Origin of the sequence: Solwaraspora sp. WMMD406, from assembly GCF_029626025.1 — a bacterium.
Classification (GTDB): Bacteria; Actinomycetota; Actinomycetes; order Mycobacteriales; family Micromonosporaceae; genus Micromonospora_E.
In genome coordinates, this window is the sequence record NZ_JARUBF010000001.1 from 3,607,636 (window position 1) to 3,633,340 (window position 25,705).

A 25,705-nucleotide genomic window follows, 5' to 3' on the forward strand; every position below is an offset into this window, starting at 1 on the left:
AACATGACCGACGAGGTGCTGGTCGCTGCGGGCGAATCGGTGCAACAGGCGCTCGACGCCGCCGGACCGGGTGCCACCATCCGGCTCGCCGCCGGCGAACACCCCGGCAACCTGTGGATCCGGCACAGCGGTGTCACCCTGATCGGCGCGGGAGCCGGCGCCACCGTCATCACACCCGGCGAGGTCCGGCCGGCGCAGTTGCCGCCGCTGCACGACGCCCCGCCGGACGTGGTCAACGGCATCGGCATCCACGGCGACGGCGTACGGGATGTGCGGGTCCAAGGGCTGACGGTGCGCGGCTTCTCCGGTGCCGGCGTCTACGTCCACTCCGCGCACGACGTGCACCTCGAGGACGTCCACGCCGAGAGCAACGCCGTCTGGGGCATCTACCTGCGGGAAAGCAGCGGGCTGGAGGTGCTGCGCTGCACAGCCTCCGGCAGCCAGTACGCCGGGATCGGCGTCAGCTTCTGCCCGGCCGCGCGGGCCCACATCAACCAGTGCGAGACCTACGCCAACGCGTTCGGCGTCTTCGTCGACAACTCGTCCTTCGTCAAGGTGCTGCGCGGCACCAGCCACGGCAACGCGGCCGGTGTGCTGCTGCTCAACCAGGTCTACGCCGGTGAGCTGCCCGGCGGCGTCAGCGACTGCCTCGTCGCCGACAACGACATCTACGACAACACCCTGGCCAGCGGCGGCAACCCGGAGGGTCTGGGCGCGGCCGGCCCGCCGATCTCCGGCGTCGGCCTGTCGATGATCGGCACCACCCGGGTGACAGCGGTCGGCAACCGGATCCGTGGCCACCACCCGGGCGGCCCGTCGGTGATGGGTGCCGCCGTCGTGGTCGGCTCGTCCAAGGAATGGGGCGGCGACGACCCGTACGACAACTACCTGCTCTGGAACGAGGTGCTGGGCAACGCCCCGCTGGACATCGCGATCGCCGACGGCATCCCGTCCCAGCATCTGGCCAACAACACGGCGTCGCTGACCGCGCCGGAGAAGATCGACGGGTGCACCGCGCCGGAAGTCCCGTGACCGCCACGATCGTCTGCGAAGGGCTGACCAAACGGTACGGCGAGCACCTCGCCGCCGACGACATCAGCTTCTTCATCGAGCCGGGGGAGGCGTACGGCCTGCTCGGCCCGAACGGGGCCGGCAAGACCACGACCATCTCGATGCTGGTCGGACTGTTGCGGATGGACGCCGGCTCGGTCCGGATCGGTGACCACGACTTGGCGGCGGACCCGATCGCCGCCAAGTCGCTGGTCGGCTACGTACCGCAGGAGATCGCGCTGTATCCGGAGCTGACGGCTCGGGAGAACCTGCGCTACTTCGGCCGCCTGTACGGGCTGCCCCGCCGTCGGCTCCACCAGCGCATGGACGACGTCCTGGACTTCGTCGGTCTCGCCGACCGGGCCGGCGACCGGGTGGAAACCTACTCGGGCGGCATGAAACGCCGGCTCAACATCGGCGTCGCCCTGCTGCACGAGCCGACGGTGCTGATCCTCGACGAGCCGACCGTCGGCGTCGACCCGCAGAGCCGCATCGCCATCCTCGACGGCGTCGAGCGGCTCGTCGCCGACGGCATGAGCCTGCTCTACACCTCGCACTACATGGAAGAAGTGGAACGGGTGTGCCGCAGGGTCGGCATCATCGACCACGGTCGGGTCGTCGCCGAAGGGACCCGCCGCGAGCTGGTCTCCCGGGTCGGCGAATCCGACCGGATCGAACTGGTCCTCGACGGCGACGTCGACGGCGCGGCCGACGCCCTCCGTACCGTCGACGGGGTGACCGAAGCCCTGGTCACCGGAGCGACCACCGTCCGGCTACTCGCCACCGGCGGCCGGCACCTGCTACCGGCGATCATCGCCGCCGTCGGCGACACCGCGACCATCACCGGCGTCGAGGTGTCCGAACCCGACCTGGAAGCGGCGTTCCTGCACCTCACCGGCAACAAACTGCGGGACTGAGCATGATCCGCGCCTTGTTGGTGATCGCCGCGCACGAACTGCGTACCCGGCTGCGGGACGGCACCGCCATCCTGATCGCGTTCGTCGCACCGGTCGCCCTCGCCTCGATGTTCGCGCTGGCCCTCGGCGGCGACGACCCACCGCTGCGGGCGACCGTCGGCATCGTCGACCTCGACGGCGGCGAGTTCCCGGCCAGCGTACGACGCGAAGCCCTCGCCGCCGACGAACTCGACGGCATCCTGACCCTGCGGTCGTACGCCGACGAAACCGACGCCCGCCGCGACCTCGACGACGGCGAGATCGGCGCGGCGATCGTCTTCCCCGCCGGGTTCAGCGACAGCGTACGGGCCGGCGACGGCGGCGAGGTCCGGGTGCTGCGTTCACCCGAGGCGCCGCTGGCCGGGGTCGTCGCCAGCAGCATGGTCGACCGCATCTCGGCCCTGGTCGACGCCCGTACCCTCGCCGTCAAAGCGTCGCTCGCGGCCGGCGTACCCGCCGACGAGGTGCAGCTGTTCGTCGAGGAGAACGGCGCCGACGGGCCGGCGTTGAGCCTCGCCGGCGACCCGGTCTCCGGCGGCACCGTCGACCTCGGCGTCTACTACGGCTCCGGCATGGCGGCCCTGTTCGTCTTCTTCGTCGTCGGCACCTGCGCCCGCAGCCTGCTCACCGACCGGCAACTCGGCACCCTCAGCCGCCTGCAGGCCGCGCCGATCCCGGCGTCGGCGATCGTCCTCGGCAAAGGCCTGGTCGGTTTCCTCCTCGCCCTGGCCAGCTTCTGCGCCACCTGGCTGTCTTCGGTGCTGATCTTCGGCACCACCTGGGGCGACCCGGTCGGTGTGCTGGCTATCGGCACCGCCCACGTGCTCGCCGCCACCGCCATCGTCATGCTGGTCGCCGCCGGAGCCCGGACCGACTCGCAGGCCGACGGCTTCGTGCTCGGCATCGCGTTCGTCTTCGCGCTGCTCGGCGGCAGCCTCGTGCCGCTCTACGACCTGCCGGAGCTGCTGCAGGGCCTGGCGATGGTCACCCCCAACGGCTGGACCTCCACCGGGCTCGCCCGGCTGGCCGGCTCCAGCGACGGTGTCACCGCCGTAGCGACCCCGGTCGCCGTCCTGGCCGGTATCGCGTTCGTCGCCGGGGCACTGGCCGTGCTCCGCTTCCGCAAAGGGCTCATCCGATGAGATCACGGCCCGTCAGGGCGCGGCCACGGGCCGTCCGGGCGCTGATCGTCGCCAACCTGCTGCGCCAGTCACGCGACCGGGTCGGCCTGTTCTTCATGGTCGTCATGCCGTTCGTGACGATCGCCTTCGTCGGCCTGGCCCTCGGCGGCAGCGCCTCCGGGCAGGAAAAACTCCCCGTCGGGGTGGTCGCCCAAGACTCCGACCCGGTCGCCGCCGCCGTGCTGCGCGAGCTCACCGCCCGACCCGATCTGGAGGTACGGCGGATCGCCGACCCGGCCCAGGTACGCGCCGACGTACGAGAAGGTGCGCTCGCCGCCGGCCTGGTCATCACCCCCGGTGAATCCGAACTGGAACTGGTCGTCACCCAGACCAACGGCAGCGGCATGGCCGCCCGCAGCGCGCTCGACGTCGCCGTCGGCAAAATCTCGGCGGTACGGGAAGCGGTGCGCGCCGCCGAAGCCGCCGGTGCCAGCCCACAGGAGGCCGAAGCGCTGGTCGAGGCCGCACGGCAGGAGTCGGCGTCGGTGGCCGTACGGACCGCCGACGACGGCGACACCACGCCGCGCGGCTTCGCCTACACGGCACCCGCCAACGTCCTCCTGTTCACCTTCGTCAACTCGATGGCGGTCGCGGCCGCGCTGGTGGAAAGCCGCCGCCTCGGCATGGTCCGCCGCAGCCTCGGCGCCCCGGTCCGCCGTTCGGCGATCCTGCTCGGCGAGGCGCTGAGCCGGTTCATCGTGGCGATCACCCAGGCGATCCTGATCATCGTCGTGAGCGCGCTGCTGTTCGGCGTGTCCTGGGGGGACCCGCTGGCCGTCGCCGTCGTCGTCGGCGCGTTCGCCCTGGTCGCCACCGGTGCCGCCATGCTGGTCGGCAGCCTGGCCAGGTCGGGCGCGCAGGCCCCGGCGATCGGCCCGCCGGTCGGCATCTTCCTCGGCATGCTCGGCGGCTGCCTCTGGCCCCGGGAAGTCGCGGGGGAGACCCTGAACCTGATCGGCTACGTCACCCCGCACGCCTGGGCGTTGGACGCCCTGCTGGCGGTGACGGTCCCCGGTCGCGGCCTCGCTGACGTGACGACCGAGGTCGCGGTGCTGCTCGCCATGGCGGTCGGGCTGCTCGGTGCGGCACTGCTGGTGTTCCACCGCCGCGCCCTGTCCACGACCTGACCACGCCGTACCGGGACAGGACGGGCCGGTTGGGTTGGTCGGCGTCGATAGCATGTGGGCTTCTGGTTGCGGGCTGTACGCAGAGGAGCCGACGCGAGAGGCGATCCGGATGTCCGACGACGAGGTGCGGACCGTCACCACGCGGGAGTTTGTCGATGAGCTGGTGATGGTCACCCGACAACGGGACGCGTCAACCTATCTCTATCTCAACCTGGAAGCCGGCGGCCGGATCTGGGTGCAGTGGGAGCAGCCGGGCGTCGATCATCCTCGCCGATACCGGGTCGTCGACCCGACCGGGCCGGCCTGCCCGCACTGCACGATCCTCGAAGGCGTCGCGCGGCTGGCACCGGTGCTGCCGCTCGACGGGCTGCGCCTCGGGCGGTCGCGACCCCAGTACGAGGCGGTCCTGGCCACCGGACGACTGCCGTCGATGGCGTTCGGCCGGCGAGCGTGGGACCCGTCGGCCAGCTGGGCCGGCGACTGCCACGCCGCCGTCGGTGACCCGCACACCCCTGCTGACTGCGCCGCCCATCGCAGACCTTCCGACACTGCAGACGTCGGCGATCCGCTCACCATGGTCGACCCGCTGCCGCTGGCCGTACAGCAGCGGTATCCCGACCCCGACACGGCCGTCCGGGACGTCGCGGCCCGGCTCAGCGTGGCCCGGGACTGGCGTGACGCCGCCGACGAGGTCGCCGGCCGGCGGGCCGAAACCGAGGCGACCCGGGCGTTCCTGGCGCGCTGCCCACTCGCCCTGCCGCTGTCGGACGCGATGGTCTTCGCGCTGCGTCCCGGTGAGCCGGCCAGCACCAGCACGCTGCTCGACCTGCTGGCCGCTGCCGGTCGCAAGCAGAGCGGTGCCGGCCTGGACGAGTATCGGTATCACCGCTTCGCCTGCCTGATGCCTGAGCCGACGACGGGCCGGCTTCCGACGTTCCGTGGGGCGTTCGACGTGTCGTCCGGTGAACCGGTCCGTACGCTGCGGCTGCCAACCGGGAGCGCACCGTTGAGCCGACGCGGCCGTGGCATCCTGCTGCTGTTCGAGGCCCGGCACACGATGAACGTCCACATCGTACCCGGCCCGGACGCCGCGTCGCCTGGTTACTGGCAGTCCGAGGCCGCGCTGCACGTCTTCGAGTTCGGACTGCTCAGCGCACTTGGCGGCGGCTACGAGGCGGCGGTGGACGCCTTCCTCGCCACGCTGCGCCGTACCGGTGATCTGCTCGACCGCCCGGAGCGGGTGCTCAACCGGCGGCAACGCAAGGCACTGGCCGAGCCGTTCGGCGACATCGACGACTTCGAGCTGCACCTGTGGGCTTTGGTCGCGTACCGCAACGCGATCTACCTCGCGTTGGGCAGCCAGGAGGCGTTCGCCGAGCACCTACGGCTCCAGGACCAGCTCCGGACTCGAGGACGGTAGGCGACTACGCCAGCTTTAGGCGCGCTAAGCGCCATGATCAACCAAGTACGGACTCGATCCTGGACCGAGGTCTGGGTACGCCGCCGGCCACGAGGGTACGCTGACCCGGTCGCGGCTCTCTCGGGAGCTGCGCCCTTTCATTGAGGCATGCCGGTAGGGTCGGCATTGTCGTCGGGGCTGTTGGTCGCAGCTTTCTCGGGAGCTGTCCTTCGTTGAGGTGTGCGCAGGATGGTGCGGGTGACTCTGGACCTCCAGAGTCACCCGTACCAATTGAGCCGGTGAGTTGAGTCAGCAGGGAAGAGCGCCGGTCTGCAGGGCGGTGGTGAGGGTGCCCCGTTGGTCGGCGGCGTTGACTTCGTCAGCGGTCAGCCGAGGTCGTGCTCGTCCGGGCTGGTGTTGAGGACCCAGGCAAGCGGCATCGTCGCGTGCACCGTGAAGCGATCACCGGCCAGGCGATGCATGGTGACGGTCTGGGCCGGATCCTGGTCGACGATCCAGTACTGCGGGATGCCGGCTGCCGCGTACTCATTACGCTTGGTGATCAGATCAATGCCTTCTGAACCCGGCGACATGATTTCGACGACGAGCAGTACGTCTGCGACCGGCAGCCAGACGGCGTCGGACTGCGGCTTGCTCCACACGACCGGGTCGGGGATCCGTCCACCGACCGTGCCACCGCGACCTGGGATGCGCAGTCCGACCGCCTGGGCGATCCGCTCCGCCGGGACACCGGCGGAGGCAAGCCACACCGTGAGCCGGGTCGCGATGATCGCATGAGCGTACCCAGGCGGCGGCATGATCGAGAGTGCTCCCTCGGGGCTGATCTCATATCGATGAGATTCGTCCGCAGCCATCATCGCGGTGAGGTCGTCGAGCGTCACCACCGTAGGCATGTGCCTGCCGACTGCCTCCGAACTCATGCCCGCATAATACGCCGTCCGGCGCTGCTTGACGTGCGCGACCAGCCGCTGTGTGGTCAGCTGACGCTGGCCCAGGCGGTCGTGTCTCGATAGCGATCGTTGGCTCGCATGGGGCCCGTCCGGCGAAGGTCCTGCGGTCGCGGGCCGCGCTCACCGACATGATCAACCAGGGTACGGACTCGATCCTCTTCTGCGACCTCGGTACGCTTCGGGAGCGTGCCGGCCGGTCGCTTGACTTTGTTCGGTCAGGGTCGTCCGATCACCGGGCACGGTCCGGCGATCTTGTAGCCTCTTCGTCCGTCTTGTCGTTGCCCGCCGCGAGGGGTCCGTCGTGACGGCCGTGAGCGTGGACCTCTCGCGGAGCTGTTTTCCCTGTTCAGATGCCGTTCGATAGTGGACGATCGCGGCTTTTTGGTGGTCGGGGAGCCCTCTGTCGGGGGACCTCTCGCGGGGCGGTTGTTCCGCCGCAGGTCAGGAGGGGTAAGATTTGGACCCTGTCGCAGCTCTCTCGGGAGCTGCCCTTCATTGAGGCCCGCCGGTGACGTCGATCGCGTCCTGCATGGTGCCGTTGTCGCAGCTCTCTCGGGAGCTGCCCTTCATTGAGGCGAGGCGGACGCGCTGGTGACCGCCACCTGGCGCGACGGTCGCAGCTCTCTCGGGAGCTGCCCTTCATTGAGGCCTGGCTGCAACCTGGCCACCAACTGGGTGGCCGGATCGGTCGCAGCTCTCTCGGGAGCTGCCCTTCATTGAGGCCTGACACGCCAGCGCTTGCCGCGCCCGTGCTTCGCGTCGCAGCTCTCTCGGGAGCTGCCCTTCATTGAGGCATCGCCGGTACGCCGGGGCCGACGCCGGCGGAAGTCGCAGCTCTCTCGGGAGCTGCCCTTCATTGAGGCTTCATGTCGATCAGGCCATCGGCGTTGATGTCCTGGTCGCAGCTCTCTCGGGAGCTGCCCTTCATTGAGGCACCCGCCTGCTAACCGAGCAGCAGACCGTCAGGGGGTCGCAGCTCTCTCGGGAGCTGCCCTTCATTGAGGCCCAGCTCCGACGGTCCCAGGTGCACCTGCAGGGAGTCGCAGCTCTCTCGGGAGCTGCCCTTCATTGAGGCCAGGTGATCAGTCTGGTGGTGGACGATGGCGCGACCGGGTCGCAGCTCTCTCGGGAGCTGCCCTTCATTGAGGCCTGGCCGGTGGGTGATGGCGGCGGGGCACTGGACCGTCGCAGCTCTCTCGGGAGCTGCCCTTCATTGAGGCGCCACCGGCGACCGACGGCTCACCCGCGCCCGCCGCCGGTCGCAGCTCTCTCGGGAGCTGCCCTTCATTGAGGCCGATTATCCAACATCGAATCAACCGGCAGGTTGTATCAAGTCGCAGCTCTCTCGGGAGCTGCCCTTCATTGAGGCTCGGCGACCAACGCGGCCCCGGCGGTGACGACACCGGTCGCAGCTCTCTCGGGAGCTGCCCTTCATTGAGGCGAGTCGCTCGGGCTCGACGCGCACAAGATGTCCAAGTCGCAGCTCTCTCGGGAGCTGCCCTTCATTGAGGCTACGGAACGATCAGCGCATGGTGGGTGCCGGCCGCCGGTCGCAGCTCTCTCGGGAGCTGCCCTTCATTGAGGCACTAGTGGCATGACGACGACGTACCCCTGGACCTCCCGTCGCAGCTCTCTCGGGAGCTGCCCTTCATTGAGGCTCGTCCGCGTCGACGCCGGCGCTGCTGGCGCAGACCGTCGCAGCTCTCTCGGGAGCTGCCCTTCATTGAGGCGGTGTCCATCGGGTCGCCTCCATGCGGCGATCAAGGTCGCAGCTCTCTCGGGAGCTGCCCTTCATTGAGGCTCGTCGATCAGCTTCACGGCCGGCGCCAGGTCGCTACGTCGCAGCTCTCTCGGGAGCTGCCCTTCATTGAGGCTCGTCGTGTCCGGAGGAGATCACCACGGCGCGGCCGGTCGCAGCTCTCTCGGGAGCTGCCCTTCATTGAGGCTGGGCGCGTGCGTCGGTGTTGGCGAGCACGCCGGCCGTGGTCGCAGCTCTCTCGGGAGCTGCCCTTCATTGAGGCCTCACATCGGATCGGCGGCGGCCGAGGTCGTCTGTCGCAGCTCTCTCGGGAGCTGCCCTTCATTGAGGCCTCACATCGGATCGGCGGCGGCCGAGGTCGTCTGTCGCAGCTCTCTCGGGAGCTGCCCTTCATTGAGGCACCGAACCATGCGAAGGGTGCGAGCTGTGACCGACGCCAGTCGCAGCTCTCTCGGGAGCTGCCCTTCATTGAGGCTTACGCCAGCAACGCCAGCGATATTCGTTATATCCGGTCGCAGCTCTCTCGGGAGCTGCCCTTCATTGAGGCTTCGGCGCCGTCGCCGAGGTACGCGACATCGGATACGAACGTCGCAGCTCTCTCGGGAGCTGCCCTTCATTGAGGCGCAGCCGCACGGAATGCCCTCACTGTGGCGGCGGTCGCAGCTCTCTCGGGAGCTGCCCTTCATTGAGGCATCTCCCGCACCACTACACCAGCTCCGGTCGACCCGGTCGCAGCTCTCTCGGGAGCTGCCCTTCATTGAGGCTGACTTTACGATCATGTTGGAATCGTAATTAAATGTCGCAGCTCTCTCGGGAGCTGCCCTTCATTGAGGCGGCGTTCGGCAGGGTCGCGGCGTACCGGCGGTGCTGGGTCGCAGCTCTCTCGGGAGCTGCCCTTCATTGAGGCCTGTAGCCCCAGTTCGCGTCGTCGCTGTACTTCGTGTCGCAGCTCTCTCGGGAGCTGCCCTTCATTGAGGCCTGGGAGCCGCGTCGCCGTGAGGTGAGGACGAGTCCGTCGCAGCTCTCTCGGGAGCTGCCCTTCATTGAGGCCCCAAGACGGTCGACTTCGGCGACCTCGACCAGCAGGTCGCAGCTCTCTCGGGAGCTGCCCTTCATTGAGGCGAGGTGCGGGAGCAGTCCCCGGCGTCGGGGGTGTGGGAGGTCGCAGCTCTCTCGGGAGCTGCCCTTCATTGAGGCACCTCTACCCGCGCGGGGTGGTGGCGCAGCGCGTTGTCGCAGCTCTCTCGGGAGCTGCCCTTCATTGAGGCTGGTCCTGCCAGTCGTACACAAACCTCGGTACGGGTCGCAGCTCTCTCGGGAGCTGCCCTTCATTGAGGCGCCGAGCGGAATCTGCGGCTGGCGCAGGTGTCGGTCACGTCGCAGCTCTCTCGGGAGCTGCCCTTCATTGAGGCCCGGTGGGCGAGTTCGTGGGCGGTGGTCCGGTCCAACGGTCGCAGCTCTCTCGGGAGCTGCCCTTCATTGAGGCCCGGTGCGCTGGGTGATCGAGACGCAGCAGCATCAGGCGTCGCAGCTCTCTCGGGAGCTGCCCTTCATTGAGGCGAGGCCGCACCATAGCGACGGGCCCGCCGATCTTCTCGCGTCGCAGCTCTCTCGGGAGCTGCCCTTCATTGAGGCTGTCGTTGAGTGCACCACGTGATGCGCACTCGGCGACGAAGTCGCAGCTCTCTCGGGAGCTGCCCTTCATTGAGGCCTGCAGGAGGTCGCCGGCGAACTAGTGCGGGCCGTCGCAGCTCTCTCGGGAGCTGCCCTTCATTGAGGCTACCCCCGGGCCGACGTGGACACGCTGCTCGCCGGGAGTCGCAGCTCTCTCGGGAGCTGCCCTTCATTGAGGCCTACCTGGAGGGTCGGGTCGGGACACTCGCGGAGGCGTCGCAGCTCTCTCGGGAGCTGCCCTTCATTGAGGCCGCTCAGCCGCGATCCGGGTGTCCGATCGAGGGTCGTCGCAGCTCTCTCGGGAGCTGCCCTTCATTGAGGCCGGGCGTCGGATGTCGACGCGTGGGTGGCGACCTGGTCGGTCGCAGCTCTCTCGGGAGCTGCCCTTCATTGAGGCGAGTTGCCGGCAGTGCTGACGTCCAGCTCCATCCGTCGCAGCTCTCTCGGGAGCTGCCCTTCATTGAGGCCAGACCGACTTCAACCCGTACCACGACCAGCCCGCACCCAGTCGCAGCTCTCTCGGGAGCTGCCCTTCATTGAGGCCCCTCCGGGGGTCCGTCTCAGCGCTCCACCGGGGCGCGCTGTCGCAGCTCTCTCGGGAGCTGCCCTTCATTGAGGCCCGGGCCGCTGGCACACCGTGATAGCGCCGACAGGTCGCAGCTCTCTCGGGAGCTGCCCTTCATTGAGGCGGGCACTTGCGCGGGGGCAGGGGCATCAGGACTCCTGCGGTCGCAGCTCTCTCGGGAGCTGCCCTTCATTGAGGCCGCTTGAGGGTGGCGGGCGGCACCACGGCGACCGGCCGTCGCAGCTCTCTCGGGAGCTGCCCTTCATTGAGGCATGACCCTCAACCCGTGCAACCCGGCGCTACTCGCCCTGTCGCAGCTCTCTCGGGAGCTGCCCTTCATCAAGGCAGGGGGATGGTGGCGTGGGTGGGTAGGACCACGCCGGTCGCGGCTCTTGAGAGCTGTCAATCGTTAAGACCGTGTGTCAGTAGGGGTTGTTGCTGGTCAACAGGTTGAGTCGGTCGGCGCGGCGGTAGCAGATCAGAGCGCATGCCAGGTGGAGGAATCCGAGGTAGTGGGAAGCCTTGCGGTCGTAGCGGCGGACCAGCCGTCGGAACCGGGTCATCCACTCGAGGCAGCGTTCGATGACGTAGCGGTGCCGGCCCAGCCGCTTCGACGACTCGACGCCCTTGCGCGCGATCCGTGCGACGATGCCGCGTGCGCGCAGCAGGTCGCGGCATTCGGGGTAGTCGTAGCCCTTGTCGCCGTGGAGTTTGGCCGGTCGTCGACGCGGCCGGCCGACCGGTTGACGCACTGGTGTGACGCCGTCGACCATGTCCTCGAGCATCCGGTGGTCGTTGAGGTTCGCGGCGGAGACGCCCACGTGCAGCGGCAACCCGCCCCGGTCGCTCATGGCGTGGATCTTGGAGCCGGGCTTGCCCCGGTCCACCGGGCTGGGCCCGGTCAGGTCCCCCTTTTCACCGCGCGTACGTGCATGCTGTCGACACTCACCCTCGACCAGTCGATCCGCCCGGCCGCGCCGAGGACATCGAGCGTCGCCCGGTGCAGGGCGGTCATCACCCCGGCCTCGACCCATTCGGCGAACCGGCGGTGCGCGGTGCGCCAGTGGACCGGGAACGAGGCGGGCAGCTTGCGCCACGAGCAGCCGGACTCCAGTACGTACAGGATCGCCGCGAGCATCGCCCGGTCATCGGTCCGCCGCCGGCCGCCGCCCTGGTGCCTTTCCGGGTGCGGCGGCAGCAACGGCCGCGCGAGGTGCCACAACGCGTCGGGGCAGTACTTCTCCACGTCATCCACACCACGTCAACGAATGACCTTGAACTTCAACAACCCCAAACGACACACGGTCTAAGTGCGGACGGGGCGGTGGGGTCGCCTCGGGGTACCCGAGGCGACCCCACCGTCGTGGGTTGGGTCAGTGGGGGAGGGTGCCGGACTGCAGGGCGGTGGTGAAGGTGCCCCACTGGGAAGTGCTGAACGTCAGGGTGGGGCCGGTGCGGTCCTTGCTGTCGCGTACCTCGGCGTGGCCGGCGTGCCGGCGGGCCTCGACGCACGCTCCGCCGTTGCCGCCGCTGCGGCTGGAGGTGAACCAGGGGGTGTCGGGCTTCATCGCAGGTGCTCCTCGATCGGGATCGACTGCTCGCGGACCTCGCGGAAAATTCGACGGTACTCGGCCAACTCGTCCGGACGCTCCAGGTAGCGAGCGCCCACATGGGACTCGACGTAGGCGATGTCGGGGTCGTCGGGGTCGGCGAAGTCGAGCAGAATGAACGGGCTGACCATCGCGGCGTGGGCACCGGCGGACCACGGCAGGACGCGGATCTCCACCCGGACCCGTCGACCCACGCTGGCCAGGTGGGCGCGTTGCTCGGCCATCACCGCCGGGCCGCCGACCTCACGGGCCAACGCGCCAGCACCGAGGACCGCGACGATCCTCGCCGGATCGGCCCGGTCGTAGTAGGAAATCTGCCGATCGAGCCGCAGCGACACCAGCCGCTCGATCTGCTGCTCGGATGCCTGCCGGTCGGCCGCCCGGAACACGGCGCGCATGTAGTCCGGCGTCTGGAGTAGACCGTGGATCAGCTCAGGGTCATACAGATGGATCTCGGTGGCGGCGGCTTCGAGGCCGAGATAGAGCTGAAACCAATCCGGTACGGCGTCACCGTGCGACTCCCACCAACCGTGCTCGTCACACGCGGCGGCCAGGCGGGTCAACGCGTCCGTCGTCTCCGGGTCGGCACCGTAGAACCAGCACAGACCCCGGACCGTGTTCATCTTCACCGGGAACTTGCCGTTCTCGATGCGCCACAACGTCGTACGGGAACAGACCTTGGCCCGCTCCACTTCCTGCTCGGTGCGGGCCGCCTCCTCGCGCAGTCGGCGCAGTCGTCGCCCCAGCTGACGGCGCACCACAGTCGGTCCGGTGACCGGCATCGCTTCACCTTCCTTTCGTCCGACACACCCACCACCCATGCCGATGTTTCAAAATGAAACACCGGACCGGGTTGGCCGCCGAATTCGCACGTCAGAGCTGTGACAGATCGGCGTCCACGATCGAGTGTGCCGTACGCGGGCGGAAAATGTGGTCCGCCACCAGGGTGGAATCGACGCGGGTTCGCTGAGAAAGTTGATCAAAGCTGAGCGGCGGTCGCCAAGCCGGCCGATCATCCGCACCGCTCATTCGATCCTGCCGGTGGGCTGACGTGACGCCCCTTGATCAGGTCACGGCTGGTGCCAGGCGGCGGCGATACACCGACGTTCGGATGATTGCCGATCCGATCACCGCTTCGCCACTATGGGTGCCGACTTCTCACGTTAGGCGGGTCGTTGGTCTATTCGCTCTCGCAGGTCCCAACTGGTCAGGTGGTGTGGATCAGGCACCTACGCGTGAGTGACTGGGAACAGGGATTATTGACAGCAACTGATGCTCCGGCGGTCGTCGTTCACCGTACCGCCGGGTTGTCGGGCCAGCAGGCGACCGTCGCCGCCGTCCTCGACGAGCTGGAGGCGACCGCCGGCCAGCTTTTCCCCGCCTGGCTGCCCGGAGCCGAAGGGATCACGACGTCTGCCGGTGCCGCGCCGGTCGCCGTACGCAGGCTCGCTGTCGCCCACGCCGCCGCGACCGGCCAGTCCGGCCCGTTCCTCGCGGACCTGGCGGCCGCCGCGCTCACCGGGTCGGCGGCCCACACCCGGCGGCATCCGCCGGAGGTACGGGCACGCGGGCTGGCCCGGGTCATCGCGGCCAGCTTCGGCCGGCCGGCGTGCGCGTTGGTGCTACGGCCGCCCGATCATCTTGACGAGGCGGCCACGCTGGCGCTGGCCCAGGCGGCGCAGTGGCTGGTCGACCACGGTCGGCTGACTGTATGGATCGACAGCGATTCGCCGTACGGCATCGAGAGCCAGCCGCGTGCGACGGAGCCTCCGTCGGTGGCCCGGCCGCGTCGTGAACCGCGCGCCGGAACCCGACGGACGAGGGACGTCGTCGGCAGGCCGCATCCGAGCAGTCGCGCCGAGGTGGTGCTCGAAGCCGCCTTGGCCCGCCGGACCTGGGCGGCCGGCCGCGCCTGGAACCACACCATCAGACCGGGTCCGCTGGTCAACCCCGTCCGGGTCGACCTGCTGTGGAAACGGGAACGGTGCGTCGTCGAGATCGACGGAGACGACCACCGTACGCCGGCGAAGTTCACCGAGGACCGGCACCGCGACGTGATGCTCCAGATCAACGGGTACGCCGTACTCCGTTTCACCAACACCCAGGTGCTCGACGACATCGACAACGTGCTCGTGCTCCTGCAGCAGTTCCTCGCCACCCGTCGCCGTATCAGAAAAGGACCCTGACATGTCGGACGAGAAGTTGACCTCGGTGGAGACGGCCGCTCTCTTCATTCTCCTCACCGAGGCCGGCGAAGCGCTGAACGTGAAGCTCGCCCAGGAGCATGGCTGCAAGCTGGAGAAGCGTTCGCGCGAGAAGCTGGAAAAATTGAGACTGATCAAGGTCGGGGGCACCCCTCGCCGGCTCGTCCTGCGGCTGACCGAGGCGGGTCGGGATCGTTGCCGCGCCGAATTCGCCGCCGGATCGCCGCCACCACGGTCGGGGCCTATGGGTGGCGCGCTCTACGCACTCCTGCTGACGGTGGATCGTTTCCTCACCGCCCGGGGGCTCAGCCTCGGTGACTTCGTGACCGCCTCGAACGCGCCGGTCGCCGAGGACCTACCGGCCGTGCCCGCCGCGTCGGCGGCTGCCGAGCCAACAAGCGCCGAGCCGGCGTTGGACGGGCCGGCGTTGGACGGGCCGGCGTTGGACGAGCCTGCCGTCGAGGAGCGGGTACGGGCGGCGTACCACAAACTCGCACCCCGGACCGGCGACCTGGTCAACCTTGCCGACCTGCGCGACCTGGTCGTCGACCTCGACCCGGCCGACGTCGACGCGGCCCTGCGCCGGCTGCACCGCCGACCCGGTGTCACCCTCGTGCCGGAAGCCAACCAGAAGGCCCTCGACGCACGGACCCGGGCCGCCGCCGTCGTGGTCGGTGACCAGCCCAAGCACATGATCACCATGGCGGCATCATGACCGAAGCGGCGCTGAAAGCACTCACCCATCTGCAGTTCAGCTACACCCCGACCATGAACGACGTCTGGCGGCCGGCGGCGTCCCACGTCGACGGGCTGCACACGGACGTGCTCCGGACCATCCTCGACGGCCTGGCACTGGCCAAGAAAAGCCGGGACACCAGCCCTATCGGTGTCGCCGTGCAGGGCCAACGCGGCGCGGGCAAGACCCATCTGCTCAGCCGGGTCCGCGAGCTGACCCAGCTCGACGGCGGCTACTTCTTCCTGATCAACCTGCTCGACGCCAACGCCTTCTGGCGCAGCGCCGCAGTGTCGATCGTCGACGGCCTGCACCAGCCGGTGGACGACGACGGCACCACCCAGCTGCAGATGTTCCTGCACCGACTCGCCGACGGCCTCGAACTGTCCGTGGTGACCCGGATGGCGGTGACCGGCCGGGCCCCGATGACCGTGGACCGGCTCAACGAGTTCGTGGCCGCCCTGACCTGGTCCCACCGCCGGATCGGGATCGGCTGCCGGGACACCGCCCGCGCGCTGACCCTGCTCGCCGGCATCGACCCGCGAGCCCAAGACGTCGCCAACTCGTGGCTGCTCGCCGGCGACGAGGCGGAGCCCGGTGAACGGGCCGCCTGGGGGATCCGGCCGGCCCGGCGGCTGCCGCAGGAGATCGTCTCGGATGTGTCACGCCTGCTGGCGCTGACCGGCCCGTCGGTCATCGCGGTCGACCAGGTCGACGGCCTGATCGCGCAGGTCGCCAACCGCAGCCACGTATCCGGGCCGCCCAGCACCGGTGCGGAGGAGGACGGCTGGCGGGCAGCGGTCTCGATCGACCAGGTCGCCAGCGGTCTGATGGAGCTACGGGAGCTGACCCAACGGACGCTGACGGTGCTGTCGTTGCTGCCCGTTTCCTGGGCGTTGATCAAGAGCCACGCCGTCGACACCGCCCAGGACCGGTTCCGGGAAACCGCACCGCTCGAATCGATCCCGGACGCCGACCTCGGCCGCACCCTGGTCGAACGCCGACTCGCGGCGCACTATGCCGACGTCGGGTTCGTGCCGCCGTACCCGAGTTGGCCGGTGCGACCCGAAGCGTTCGCCGACGCCCCGGATTTCACCCCACGGCAGCTGCTCATCAACGTCGAGAAGCACATTCGCGCGTGCGTACGCGACGGCCAGGTCACCGAGATGACCACGCTCACCACGCTCACTCCGGCCGCCGCCGGGAAGCCGACTGCCGGGAAGCCGACTGCCGGGAAGCCGACTGCCGGGAAGCCGACGTCGTCGACACGTACGCCGACGACACCGACAGCTGACGGCTCGCCGTTGGGCAGGCTCGATCAGCGGTACGCCGAACTGCGCGCGAAGGCAGACACCGCCGGACTGCTCGACCCGGCCAACGAGGACACCCAGGTGCCGCAGCTGCTCGCCGCCGGGCTGCGCGCGTGGACCTGGGAAAGCGCGGACACCGACTTCGACCAGGACACCATCCCGGCCCGCCGGCCGGTGCTGCACGCCCGGCTGCGACGCACCCTCGACGACACGACCGGCGACGAGGCCCACTGGGCGTTTCGGGCCATCGCCGCGCAGCACTACAACGGCGAGCTGGCCCGGCTGCGCAACGCCTGCGTCGCCGCCGGGCTGGCCCACGGGGTCGCCAACCGGCGACTGTTCATCCTGCGCAACGACGAGTGGCCACGAACACCTGCCGTACGCAAGGCGGTGGACGATTTCGTCGCCGCCGGTGGCCGGACGCTGCCGGTCACTGACGACGACCTGCGCAGCCTGGTCGCGCTGCACGCGTTGCTCGCCGAGGAACCGGACGGACTGCAGGCCTGGCTGGCGGACCGGCGTCCCGCCTCCCGTACCGCCTTGTTGTCGACCGCGCTCGCCGACGCCGTCCGCGAACCGGCCGCCGACGAACAACCGACCGTTGAACCGGCCGGCGTCGTACCCGATCGCGAACCGGCCGCCGACGGACCCGGGGTGCGGCTGCGGGTCGGCGTCGACTTCGACAACGGCGATCCCGTACGGGTGGAACTGGCCGCGCTGCGCAAGCACATCGCCGTCTACGCCGGCTCCGGATCCGGCAAGACCGTCCTGATCCGGCGACTGGTCGAGGAGTGCGCGCTGCTCGGCGTATCCGCGATCGTCCTGGACCCCAACAACGACCTGGCGCGGCTCGGCGACCCGTGGCCGGAGCAGCCGGCCGCGTGGGGTGACGGCGACGCGCGGGCCGCCGCCGACTACCTTGACGCAACCGACGTCGTGGTGTGGACGCCGGGCCGCGAGGGTGGCCGACCGTTGACGTTCCAGCCGCTTCCCGACTTTTCTGGCGTCAACGACGATCCGGACGAGTTCACCCAGGCAGTGGACAGCGCCGTCGACGCCCTGGCCCCGCGCGCCAAGGTGGCCGCCAACACCGCCAAGGCGATGCGTGGACAGGCCGTACTGCGGCAGGCGCTGCGCCACTACGGCCGACACGCTGACACGTCGACCCTCACCGGGCTGATCGCGCTGCTCCGCGATCTGCCGGACGGGGTGAGCGAGCTGACCGGAGCGGTAGCGATCGCCGCCGACCTCGCCGAAAACCTGGAGGCGGCGCGGATCAACGACCCGATGTTCGGCGGTACGGGGGAGTCTGCCGACCCCGGAACGCTGCTCACCCCGGCTCCGGGTAAACGCGCCCGCGTCTCCGTGATCAGCTTCATCGGACTGCACGGCGAGGAGAAACGGCAGGGCTTCGTCAACCAGCTGCAGCTGGCGCTGTTCTCCTGGATCAAGCGGAACCCGGCCGGTGACCGACCGCTGGGCGGTCTGCTGGTGATGGACGAGGCGCAGACCCTCGCGCCCTCCGGGCCGATCACGCCCTGCACCCGCAGCACACTGATGCTCGCTTCCCAGGCCCGTAAGTACGGCCTCGGCCTGGTCTTCGCCACCCAGGCACCGAAGGGCCTGCACAGTCAGATCCCCGGTAACGCGGCGACCCAGTTCTTCGGGCTGCTCAACGCTCCGGTGCACATCGAAGCGGCCCGCGAGATGGCCCGCTTCAAAGGCGGTGACGTGCCGGACATATCGCAGCTGACCAGCGGACAGTTCTACGTCGCGGTCGAGGGGCAACCGTTCCGCAAGACCCGTACGCCGCTCTGCCTCACCCACCACCCGGCCAGCCCACTGACCGCCGAAGACGTCCTCACCCGCGCCCAGCAGCCTTCATCTCCAGCGCATAACAAAGAGTCGGCCGAGTGACGTCAAGGGGAGAAGGTGCAGGAGAGAAGGTGCAGGAAGGGATGCAGCGAACTGCTCAGAGGTTGGGCGCATTGCGCGACCAAGCCTTAATGAAGGGCACCCCCACCTGCGTCTACAGTCTGGCCGACTCCAGAGCGATCGGCAACCCGACCTGCACCTGCCAGGCTGTGTCTGGTGGCGTCATGCCACCTGGTGCGCGGTCATCTGCCGAGCCCGACAAGGCTGCGGATGGCGGCCATCGCGGGGATCAGCACCGAAACCAGCTCACCTGCACGGCGTACGTGAGTGCCGTCAGCGTTCGGGCTCTCCGGCGCTTGCGGAGCGGTGGCATCGGCCGGGGTGGTCTGTACGAACACTCCGACGTTCGACCCGTTGATAGAGATCAAGGGCTGCTGGCGCACAGGCGGTACCTCGACTTTCGACGTTGGACTGTACGATGGCGACCGTACCACAGCGCTGAGACTAGGTGATGAGGTCGGGTTGAGCGCTCTACGCTACCAAGTACATTCTTAGTCGCCAGGCTGCTCGCCGCAGGCGCAGCGTCGTCTGTGGAGCCGTACGCTACGAGGTCACTTAGGTGACAGCTATGAAGGGAATTTGAGTGCGTTCGTTGGATCTTGATGTGTTGCTGGCCGCCGGGTCGCCCGGCGGGTCGAGCTGTTTGACGTCGACGACCACGTTGGAGCCGGCCGGTGGCCGGCACACGTCGGTCGCGCCGGCCAAGTTCGCCCCCGAGCGCGGGAAGGGGTCCGTGTACGCGTACGAGCAGCGGTTCCTCGGTGACGAGAGCCGTTACGCCGCGATCATCGACAGCAAGCAATCCCAGCTCAACCGCGCCGAGCAGGCCCTTGCTCAGGCCATCGAGGATGGACATCCGCTGCTGTCGCGGGTGCCGCACGTGCAGGTCACCTACGAGCGGGACGGCGCGGTCGAGCGCTACTACGACCTTACGCTGCCACATAGGATCTTCGACGGTCACATTCGCGCCGGCACGATCGACGGGGTGCCGACGACGCAGACTCCGGCGTACCGGGCGGTGCGCGACGCCAGCCCGGCCAACGCGCGGGCGCTGCTGGAAACCAGCCCGATCACGCTGGTCTTCGGCGGCTGGGATTCGAGCCGGCGCAGCCGGCAGGGCCGCTGGCGTAGCGCCCTGGTCGGGGAGATCGTCGGTTTCGTCGCGGCGAGCCGGGACGACACCGGCGTGTTGAGCGCGCCACGGCCCGCGTTGCGCGGTGGCGCGCGGGTCGACCCGGTCGGCATGCAGATCAACCTCGACAAGAAGACGATGACCGAGACGGCGACCCGGCAGCAGGCCGAGTTGAGCCCCGGCACGTACAGCAAGATCGTCAAAACTGCCAACGCGATCAAGGTCGGCACCGCGGAGTCGGCGTCCGCGCTCGGTCTCGGTGGCATCCCGCCGACCCTGGACCAGCTGGCCGGCGTCGCCTGCGACACCATCATCCGTACGCACGTGTTGTCGTTCGCGACGCTGCGGCAGATGCGCTTCGGGGCCGGCGTCGACGGCGACGCCGCCTGCCGGGCGCTGCTGGCCGCGTTGGCGCTCAACGCGCTCGCCCGCTCCGACGCCGAACTGTGCCTGCGGGCCAACTGCGACCTGGTCGAAGCCGAGCAGCCGAAGGTCCGGCTCGACCAGCGCGGCGGGTCGTTCGCCGACGTCGAGCCGCTGAGCATCGACGCCGCCGACCTGCTGCTCGGCGAGGCCCTCGCGCACGCTGAGAAGGTCGCCGACGTCACCTGGTCGGGCCTGGCGATGCGGGTCGTCGGCAACCCGGACATCGTCTCCGGCGCGCTCGAAACGGGTGACGACGCGTGAGCTTCGCGATCGTCGCCGAACCGGTCCTCGGCGTCTACAAGGGGCACGTCGGCAGCGGTGAGCTCGACCCGCTGCCGTCGCCGGCCCGGCTGCACGCCGCCCTGCTCTGCGCTGCCGCCCAAGGGGTGCGAGCGGTCGCCGACGGCGACAGTCTCCAGCCGTGCGACACCGACCGGGAGGCGCTGCGCTGGCTGGAGGCCAACCCGCCGGACGGCATCGCCGTGCCGCAGACCCTCCCCAACGGCGGCGGCGCGGCGACGGCGTACCGGCAGGAGGGTTTGATCGTCAAGGAAGGTCGCGGCCCGCTGGCGGAGAAGCTGGTCGGCAAGCCGGCGGTGACCGGTGTCGCGGTGACCGGACGGTACGCGTGGACGTGGGAGCAGCCGCCACCGGAGCCGGTGGCCGCCGCGTTGACCGCGCTCTGCCCCGAGGTGCCCTACCTCGGCACGACCGAGTCGCCGGTACGGCTCGTCGTCGCCGACGCCGAGCCGACGCACCGGCTCGACCCCGACGCGGACCTGTTCACCGGCGACGGCCTCGACCTGGCGGTGGCGACCGCCGGCCGGTCCGACGCCCTCGAAGCCGCGCACCGGGAGACGACGGCCGTGCCGCCGGTGAAATCCGACGCGCACCGCTCCAGCGAGAAGACGGTCGCGCCGCCGACCGTGACCGCCGGCGTCGAACTCGGCCGCTACACCCCGCGAACCTCGCCGCCTCCGCTGACGCCGTGGACGTCGGTGCTGCTGTTCCGCATGCGTGAGCCGGTCCCGCCGCAGCTGCGGGTGCGGTACGCGGTCGCCGTACACCGGGCGTTGATCTCGCTCGTCGGCGACGGCGCGCCCGCGATCCTCACCGGTACCTACGCGGACGACGCGCGACAACCGGTCAACCGCTGCGCGATCCAGTTCGTCGGCCCGAACGCGCCGCACGTCGGCGGCACCGCGATGGCGCTGCTGCTGCCCCGCGACGCCGACGACATCGACCTGACCCTGATCCGGATGGCGGCACACCACCTGCGGCAGGTCAAGGTCGCCGCCGGCCCGTTCACCCTCGACCCGCCGGTCGAGGTCGCGGCCGACGAGTTCTGGCCGGAGCCGGCCGCCGGCACCCAGCGGTGGTGGCAGACCGACCCGGTCGCCGTACCCGACAGTCGGCCGCCACGCGGACACGTCCGGAACTGGACGCTGGCCGACGCCGCCGCGTTGTCGGTCGCGCTGGTCTGGCGCGACGAGTTCGAGTCGGTGCCGGAACGGGGCGAAGCGCGCTATCAGGCGTTGGCGCGGGCGGCAGCCGAGCGCGGGGTCCGGGTCGAATCAGCGGTACGGGTGATGGACGGCGACGTCGGCCGGTACGTCCACAAGGTCCACAGTGACACGATCATCCAGCCGTACCGGGCGGTGCTCAACCTCGGCAACCTGACCGGCCCTCGGACGATCGCCGCCATCGGACAGAGCCGCCACCTCGGCGGCGGCCTACTCGTGCCCCGGGACCTGCCGGAGGCCATCGCCCGCCGGCTGGCCCGGTGAGCGTCGGCCGCGCCGACTTCGGCGCCTTCTTCGCCGCCGTCCGCGCCGGACAGCAGCCGTTCCGCTGGCAGGAGCGGCTGCTCGACCACCTGCTGGCCACCGGCCGCTGGCCGGACCAGCTGGTCGCGCCGACCGGCGCCGGCAAGACCAGCGTCATCGACGTACACGTGTTCGCCGTGGCGATGATGGCCGCCGGCCACCCCGTACGGGTGCCGCGCCGGCTCGCCCTCGTCGTCGACCGCCGGGCCCTCGTCGACGACCAGCACCGCCACGCGACGACGATCGCCGACCTGCTGGCGGCCGCCCGAGACGACCGGACCGTGCTGGCTCGGGTCGCCGCCGCACTCGGCGGCCTGCGTACCGGGCAGGTGGATCCGACCGCGAGTCCGCTGACGGTGGCGTTGCTGCGCGGCGGCGCACCACCGTCACGGTCCTGGCTGGACGAGCCGGTTGGTGCCGCCGTGCTCTGCGCCACCCCGGACATGTGGGGTTCGCGGCTGCTGCTCGCCGGCTACGGGTCGCGGGCACAGGCCCGGCCGCGCGAAGCCGGACTGCTCGCCTACGACACCGTCGCCGTCGTCGACGAGGCGCACCTGTCCCGGCAGCTGGTGACCACCGCCCGCCGGGTCGCCGAGCTGGCCGTCGTCGCCGACGAGCAGCTCGGCGTACCGGTGCTGCAGGTCGTCGAGACCACCGCCACGCCGCACGCCGACGCCGGGGTCGCGGTCGGCGTCGAAGCCGACGATCTGGCCGTGGACGCGCCGCTGCGGCAGCGGCTGACCACCCCGAAGCCGGTCACCCTGCTGCCGGTCCCGACCTGGCCGATCCCGCGCAGCGGCCCGGCCGCCAAGGCGGGCGTCGCGGCGCTCGCCGACGAGGCGGTACGGCTGCGCGAGGCGCACGGCGCGACGGTCGGCTGTTTCGTCAACACCGTCGCGGTCGCCGCCGCCGTCGCCGCCGAACTGCGGGCGCGTGACCTCAAGGTCGAGCTGATCTGTGGGCGGCTGCGGCCGTACGACGTGGATCGGCTGCGGCCGCCGGCGTCGAACCTGCTCAGCCTCGGCGGTGACCCGACGGTCGACGTCCTGGTCAGTACGCAGAGCCTCGAAGTCGGTGTCGACCTTGATCTGGCGGCCGCCGTGACCGAGCTCGCTCCCGGTGGGGCGCTCGCCCAGCGGGCCGGCCGGGTCAACCGGCTCGGCGTCCGTCCCGCCACCGAGGTCAGCGTCGTGGTGCCGGCCGGCGAGCTGCCCGACGCGGCCCAGTCCGGGCCGTACCAGCGGGACGACCTGGCGGCCGCCCTCACCTGGCTGGCCGGGCGGGCCGCCGACCCGGCGGGCCTCGCCCCGTGGGCGTTGCGCGACCCACGGCCGCCGGCCCCGGCGCTGCGTCGCGACCTGCTGCAACGGCTGGAGTTGGCCCAGGCGTGGCACCTTGCTCGGACCAGCGACGACCTCGCCGCCGCGCCGGACGACCTCGACCTGTGGCTCTCCGACGACCTCGACGCAGCCGACCACGAGTTCGGCATCGTCGTGCGACGGGCGCTGCCAGCCGACACCTCAGACGCCGTACGGCTGATCGAAGCCCTGCCGCCCCGCCCGCACGAGGTCTTTCCGGTGTCGATCCGGCAGTCGCCGGAGATCAGCAGGCGGATCGACGACATCGCTACGGCAGCTGTCAGGGCCCGCCGGGACCCGCCGCCCACGCCGATACTGGTCCGGCCCGGAGAGTCCGCGCCGCGCCCGTTGACCGCCGGAGAGCGGATCCGCCCTGGTGATCAGCTGGTCATCGACGACACGACCGAGCTGTTCACCTCCGGCGTCGTCGACCCGGCCGGCACCGAACGCGTCGACGACGTGCTCGACGCCCTCGCCGACCCGAAACCCGGCGACATCGTGCTCCGGATCGAACGCGACACCGCCGCGCACCGCCGGTTCCTCGACGCCGTCGCCGCCACCATCGTCGACCAGGACGACCCGGAGAGCCATGGTGCCGTGGAACCCGACCCGGAGGAGGTCGCCCAGCTGCTGCGGATGCACCGCGACGAGCTGACGCCGCGCCCGATGGTGATCGCGGCGGCCGCCCTGCTCGACCGGCCGGAGACCGAACGGGCCGGGGCTCAGGTGATCCCGCACTGGCAGGATTCCGATGACGGCAAGCCGGAACTCGCCCGGCTGATCGTCGTCGACCTGCGCAAGGCCACCGTCGACGACGAGTTGCGCCAGACGTGGACCCCGCGCCGCCGGAAGGTGCTGCTGAGCCAGCACGCCGACGCCGTCGCCGAACGCGCCGAAACGGTCGGCGACCGGCTCGGCCTTCCCGCCGAACTGGTGGCGGTGCTGAGGCTGGCCGGCCTGCACCACGACGACGGTAAATCGGATGAACGCTTCCAAAAGCGGCTCGCCGCCGACCCGACCGAGCTGCTGGCCAAGAGCAAAGTACGGGACGCACGACGGGACCGGAAGCTGCTGAAGGAGTCCCGGCTGCCGACCGGATGGCGCCACGAGCAACTCTCCGTCGTCCGGGCCTGGCCGAACCTGTCCACCCAGGACGATGCCAACCGAGAGCTGATCGCCCGGCTGGTCGGCACCAGCCACGGACACGGCCGGCACGGCTTCCCCCACACCGCCGGGCAGCTCGTCGGCACTGTCGACACCACCGCCATTGACGCTACCGCCGTCAACGCCACCGCCGTCGACCTGTTCGACGAAGGCCGGTGGGACGAACTGATCGAACGCACCCATCGCCGGTGGGGGGTGTGGGGCTGCGCCTACCTGGAAGCGCTGCTCCGCGCCGCCGACGGGCAGGTATCCGCGGAGGGATCGTGACCGACTTCGTACTGCCGCACGCCGACCCGTACACGATGTTGTCGCACATGGCGCTGTACGGGCTCGCGGCCATCGCCGAAGACGCCGGCCTCGACGACGTCCGGCTCTCCTGGACGCCCGGCATGAACCGCCGTCCGGTGCTCAGCGCCCCGCAGGCCACCCCGGAGACGATCGGCGACATCGTCCGCCGGCACGCCGCCCGCCACGACGACCCGGACGCCTGGCCCAGCCGGCAACTGCGCGACGGCGAGCCCCGAGCCCTGATGAGCCCCCGGATCAGCGTCATCACCACCGACGACGGCTGGCGATCACTGCAGGACCGGCGGCACGCCGTCCTCGACCAGCTCACCCAGGCGCGGGCGCTGCTCGACCTGCGGCTGATCGCCGCACTCGGCGAACCGGCCTACTGGAGCCGCAACGGCAAAGGCGACCGGCTGCAGGACGACGGTGCCAGCCGGCTGGAGATGCAGCCCCGCAACCAGGGCTCCGAATTCGTCGGCAACCGGCTCCGGCCACTCGCCGCAGCGGTCGCCGCCCGTACCGCCGACGAGATCGCCGACGGCCTGACCGGCCGCCGGGTCCGCGACGAAATCGGCAAAGACCAACCCGCCAGCCGTACGCCGACCGGCTTCGCCGCCCCCGGCCCGACCGACAACGCCCTCGCCTGGTGCGCGCTCTGGGGCATCTCGCAGTTCCCCATCGCCCAGCGCGTCAACGCCACCGCCACCGCCAGCATCCACCTTGGACGGGCCACCGGCGGCTGGTTCTGCGTACCCGTGTGGACCGGGCGGTGGCGCACGGCCCGGCACCGGACGGTCCTCGCCAGCGGACAGCTCACCAGGTTCGCGGCGGCCGGGCTGTCACCCAAGGCGCTCGGGATGCCGTCGGGCAGCACACCGGTCGACGGTGAACCCGCCCGAGGGTGGCTGGCGGCCCGAGGTGTCACCTCCGTCGTCCGGTTCCCGGTGCAGCGCTTCGGCAGCGACAGCGCCCCCGAACGCCGGGCCATGCGCGGCGAGCTCATCAAGACCGAGCGGCCACTCGTCGTGAGACGCTGA

Annotated in this window: 17 protein-coding genes and 1 CRISPR repeat array; of the genes, 12 read left to right on the forward strand and 5 right to left on the reverse strand. The window is 70.1% G+C overall.

The genetic code is table 11. The features are described from left to right. The first annotated feature begins 3 nt into the window (after nt 1–3). The 5 genes from O7632_RS16210 (at nt 4) to O7632_RS16230 (ending at nt 5,734) form a co-directional block, all read left to right on the forward strand. On the forward strand, nt 4–1,032 hold the full coding sequence (locus O7632_RS16210; RefSeq protein ID WP_278115281.1) for a right-handed parallel beta-helix repeat-containing protein: 1,029 nt from the start codon (nt 4–6) through the stop codon (nt 1,030–1,032). Further along, complete coding sequence (locus O7632_RS16215; RefSeq protein WP_278115282.1) at nt 1,029–1,967, forward strand: ABC transporter ATP-binding protein; 939 nt, start codon at nt 1,029–1,031, stop codon at nt 1,965–1,967. Before O7632_RS16210 ends, O7632_RS16215 begins: the two co-directional genes overlap by 4 nt. A gap of 2 nt (nt 1,968–1,969) precedes the next feature. After that, a complete protein-coding gene (locus O7632_RS16220) occupies nt 1,970–3,148 on the forward strand; it encodes an ABC transporter permease (protein ID WP_278115284.1) in 1,179 nt (392 codons plus the stop codon). After that, nucleotides 3,145–4,314, forward strand: a complete 1,170-nt coding sequence (locus tag O7632_RS16225; protein WP_278115286.1) for an ABC transporter permease — start codon at nt 3,145–3,147, stop codon at nt 4,312–4,314. The genes O7632_RS16220 and O7632_RS16225 overlap by 4 nt, the downstream gene beginning before the upstream one ends. Before the next feature lie 109 nt (nt 4,315–4,423). Continuing rightward, nucleotides 4,424–5,734, forward strand: coding sequence for a hypothetical protein (locus O7632_RS16230; protein WP_278115288.1), 1,311 nt, complete (start codon nt 4,424–4,426; stop codon nt 5,732–5,734). A gap of 365 nt (nt 5,735–6,099) precedes the next feature. Here O7632_RS16230 and O7632_RS16235 read toward each other — a convergent pair whose 3' ends face one another. The 4 genes from O7632_RS16235 to O7632_RS16250 form a co-directional block, all read right to left on the reverse strand. Then, nucleotides 6,100–6,615, reverse strand: coding sequence for a Uma2 family endonuclease (locus O7632_RS16235; protein ID WP_278115290.1), 516 nt, complete (start codon nt 6,613–6,615; stop codon nt 6,100–6,102). Between the two features lie 535 nt (nt 6,616–7,150). Beyond that, a CRISPR array of direct repeats spans nt 7,151–11,028; the repeat unit is 36 nt; unit sequence GTCGCAGCTCTCTCGGGAGCTGCCCTTCATTGAGGC. Between the two features lie 76 nt (nt 11,029–11,104). Next, nucleotides 11,105–11,928 (reverse strand): IS5 family transposase gene (locus O7632_RS16240; protein ID WP_278119771.1). Its coding sequence is split into 2 segments (ribosomal slippage): nt 11,105–11,589 and nt 11,589–11,928, totalling 825 coding nucleotides; the frame shifts between segments, so codons are not numbered across the junction. Nucleotides 11,929–12,055: 127 nt separating this feature from the next. After that, on the reverse strand, nt 12,056–12,250 hold the full coding sequence (locus O7632_RS16245) for a DUF397 domain-containing protein (protein WP_278115291.1): 195 nt from the start codon (nt 12,248–12,250) through the stop codon (nt 12,056–12,058). Beyond that, the gene (locus O7632_RS16250; protein WP_278115293.1) at nt 12,247–13,074 is read right to left on the reverse strand and encodes a DUF5753 domain-containing protein; all 828 of its coding nucleotides are present in this window, start codon (nt 13,072–13,074) and stop codon (nt 12,247–12,249) included. The genes O7632_RS16245 and O7632_RS16250 overlap by 4 nt, the downstream gene beginning before the upstream one ends. Nucleotides 13,075–13,527: 453 nt before the next feature. On the opposite strand from O7632_RS16250, the gene O7632_RS16255 reads away from it, so the two are divergent. The 3 genes from O7632_RS16255 to O7632_RS16265 are packed head-to-tail and all read left to right on the forward strand — an operon-like array spanning nt 13,528 to nt 18,456. After that, nucleotides 13,528–14,478, forward strand: a complete 951-nt coding sequence (locus O7632_RS16255; RefSeq protein WP_278115295.1) for a DUF559 domain-containing protein — start codon at nt 13,528–13,530, stop codon at nt 14,476–14,478. A gap of 1 nt (nt 14,479) precedes the next feature. Then, nucleotides 14,480–15,211, forward strand: coding sequence for a hypothetical protein (locus tag O7632_RS16260; protein ID WP_278115296.1), 732 nt, complete (start codon nt 14,480–14,482; stop codon nt 15,209–15,211). Beyond that, nucleotides 15,208–18,456: an ATP-binding protein gene (locus tag O7632_RS16265; RefSeq protein ID WP_278115298.1), complete on the forward strand. Its 3,249-nt coding sequence runs from the start codon at nt 15,208–15,210 to the stop codon at nt 18,454–18,456. Before O7632_RS16260 ends, O7632_RS16265 begins: the two co-directional genes overlap by 4 nt. Before the next feature lie 200 nt (nt 18,457–18,656). Here O7632_RS16265 and O7632_RS16270 read toward each other — a convergent pair whose 3' ends face one another. Beyond that, nucleotides 18,657–18,857 carry a hypothetical protein gene (locus O7632_RS16270; RefSeq protein ID WP_278115300.1) on the reverse strand — a complete coding sequence of 67 codons (201 nt, stop codon included), beginning with the start codon at nt 18,855–18,857 and terminating at the stop codon, nt 18,657–18,659. A gap of 200 nt (nt 18,858–19,057) precedes the next feature. Between O7632_RS16270 and cas7u the strand changes: the two genes are divergently transcribed. Genes cas7u through O7632_RS16290 form a run of 4 tightly spaced genes read left to right on the forward strand, consistent with a single transcriptional unit; the run spans nt 19,058 to nt 25,705 of the window. Then, complete coding sequence (cas7u, locus tag O7632_RS16275) at nt 19,058–20,293, forward strand: type I-U CRISPR-associated RAMP protein Csb1/Cas7u (RefSeq protein WP_278115301.1); 1,236 nt, start codon at nt 19,058–19,060, stop codon at nt 20,291–20,293. After that, complete coding sequence (gene csb2 / locus O7632_RS16280) at nt 20,290–21,819, forward strand: type I-U CRISPR-associated protein Csb2 (protein WP_278115303.1); 1,530 nt, start codon at nt 20,290–20,292, stop codon at nt 21,817–21,819. Before cas7u ends, csb2 begins: the two co-directional genes overlap by 4 nt. Beyond that, nucleotides 21,816–24,647 (forward strand): type I-U CRISPR-associated helicase/endonuclease Cas3, encoded by a 2,832-nt coding sequence (cas3u, locus tag O7632_RS16285; protein ID WP_278115305.1) that lies wholly within the window; start codon nt 21,816–21,818, stop codon nt 24,645–24,647. The genes csb2 and cas3u overlap by 4 nt, the downstream gene beginning before the upstream one ends. Beyond that, nucleotides 24,644–25,705 carry a hypothetical protein gene (locus O7632_RS16290; protein WP_278115307.1) on the forward strand — a complete coding sequence of 354 codons (1,062 nt, stop codon included), beginning with the start codon at nt 24,644–24,646 and terminating at the stop codon, nt 25,703–25,705. Before cas3u ends, O7632_RS16290 begins: the two co-directional genes overlap by 4 nt.

Coding starts and splice junctions, on each gene's coding strand:
- O7632_RS16210 (WP_278115281.1), top strand. CDS start 4: ATGACCGACGAGGTGCTGGTCGCTGCGGGCGAATCGGTGCAACAGGCG.
- O7632_RS16220 (WP_278115284.1), top strand. CDS start 1,970: ATGATCCGCGCCTTGTTGGTGATCGCCGCGCACGAACTGCGTACCCGG.
- O7632_RS16225 (WP_278115286.1), top strand. CDS start 3,145: ATGAGATCACGGCCCGTCAGGGCGCGGCCACGGGCCGTCCGGGCGCTG.
- O7632_RS16230 (WP_278115288.1), top strand. CDS start 4,424: ATGTCCGACGACGAGGTGCGGACCGTCACCACGCGGGAGTTTGTCGAT.
- O7632_RS16245 (WP_278115291.1), bottom strand. CDS start 12,250: ATGAAGCCCGACACCCCCTGGTTCACCTCCAGCCGCAGCGGCGGCAAC.
- O7632_RS16250 (WP_278115293.1), bottom strand. CDS start 13,074: ATGCCGGTCACCGGACCGACTGTGGTGCGCCGTCAGCTGGGGCGACGA.
- O7632_RS16260 (WP_278115296.1), top strand. CDS start 14,480: ATGTCGGACGAGAAGTTGACCTCGGTGGAGACGGCCGCTCTCTTCATT.
- O7632_RS16265 (WP_278115298.1), top strand. CDS start 15,208: ATGACCGAAGCGGCGCTGAAAGCACTCACCCATCTGCAGTTCAGCTAC.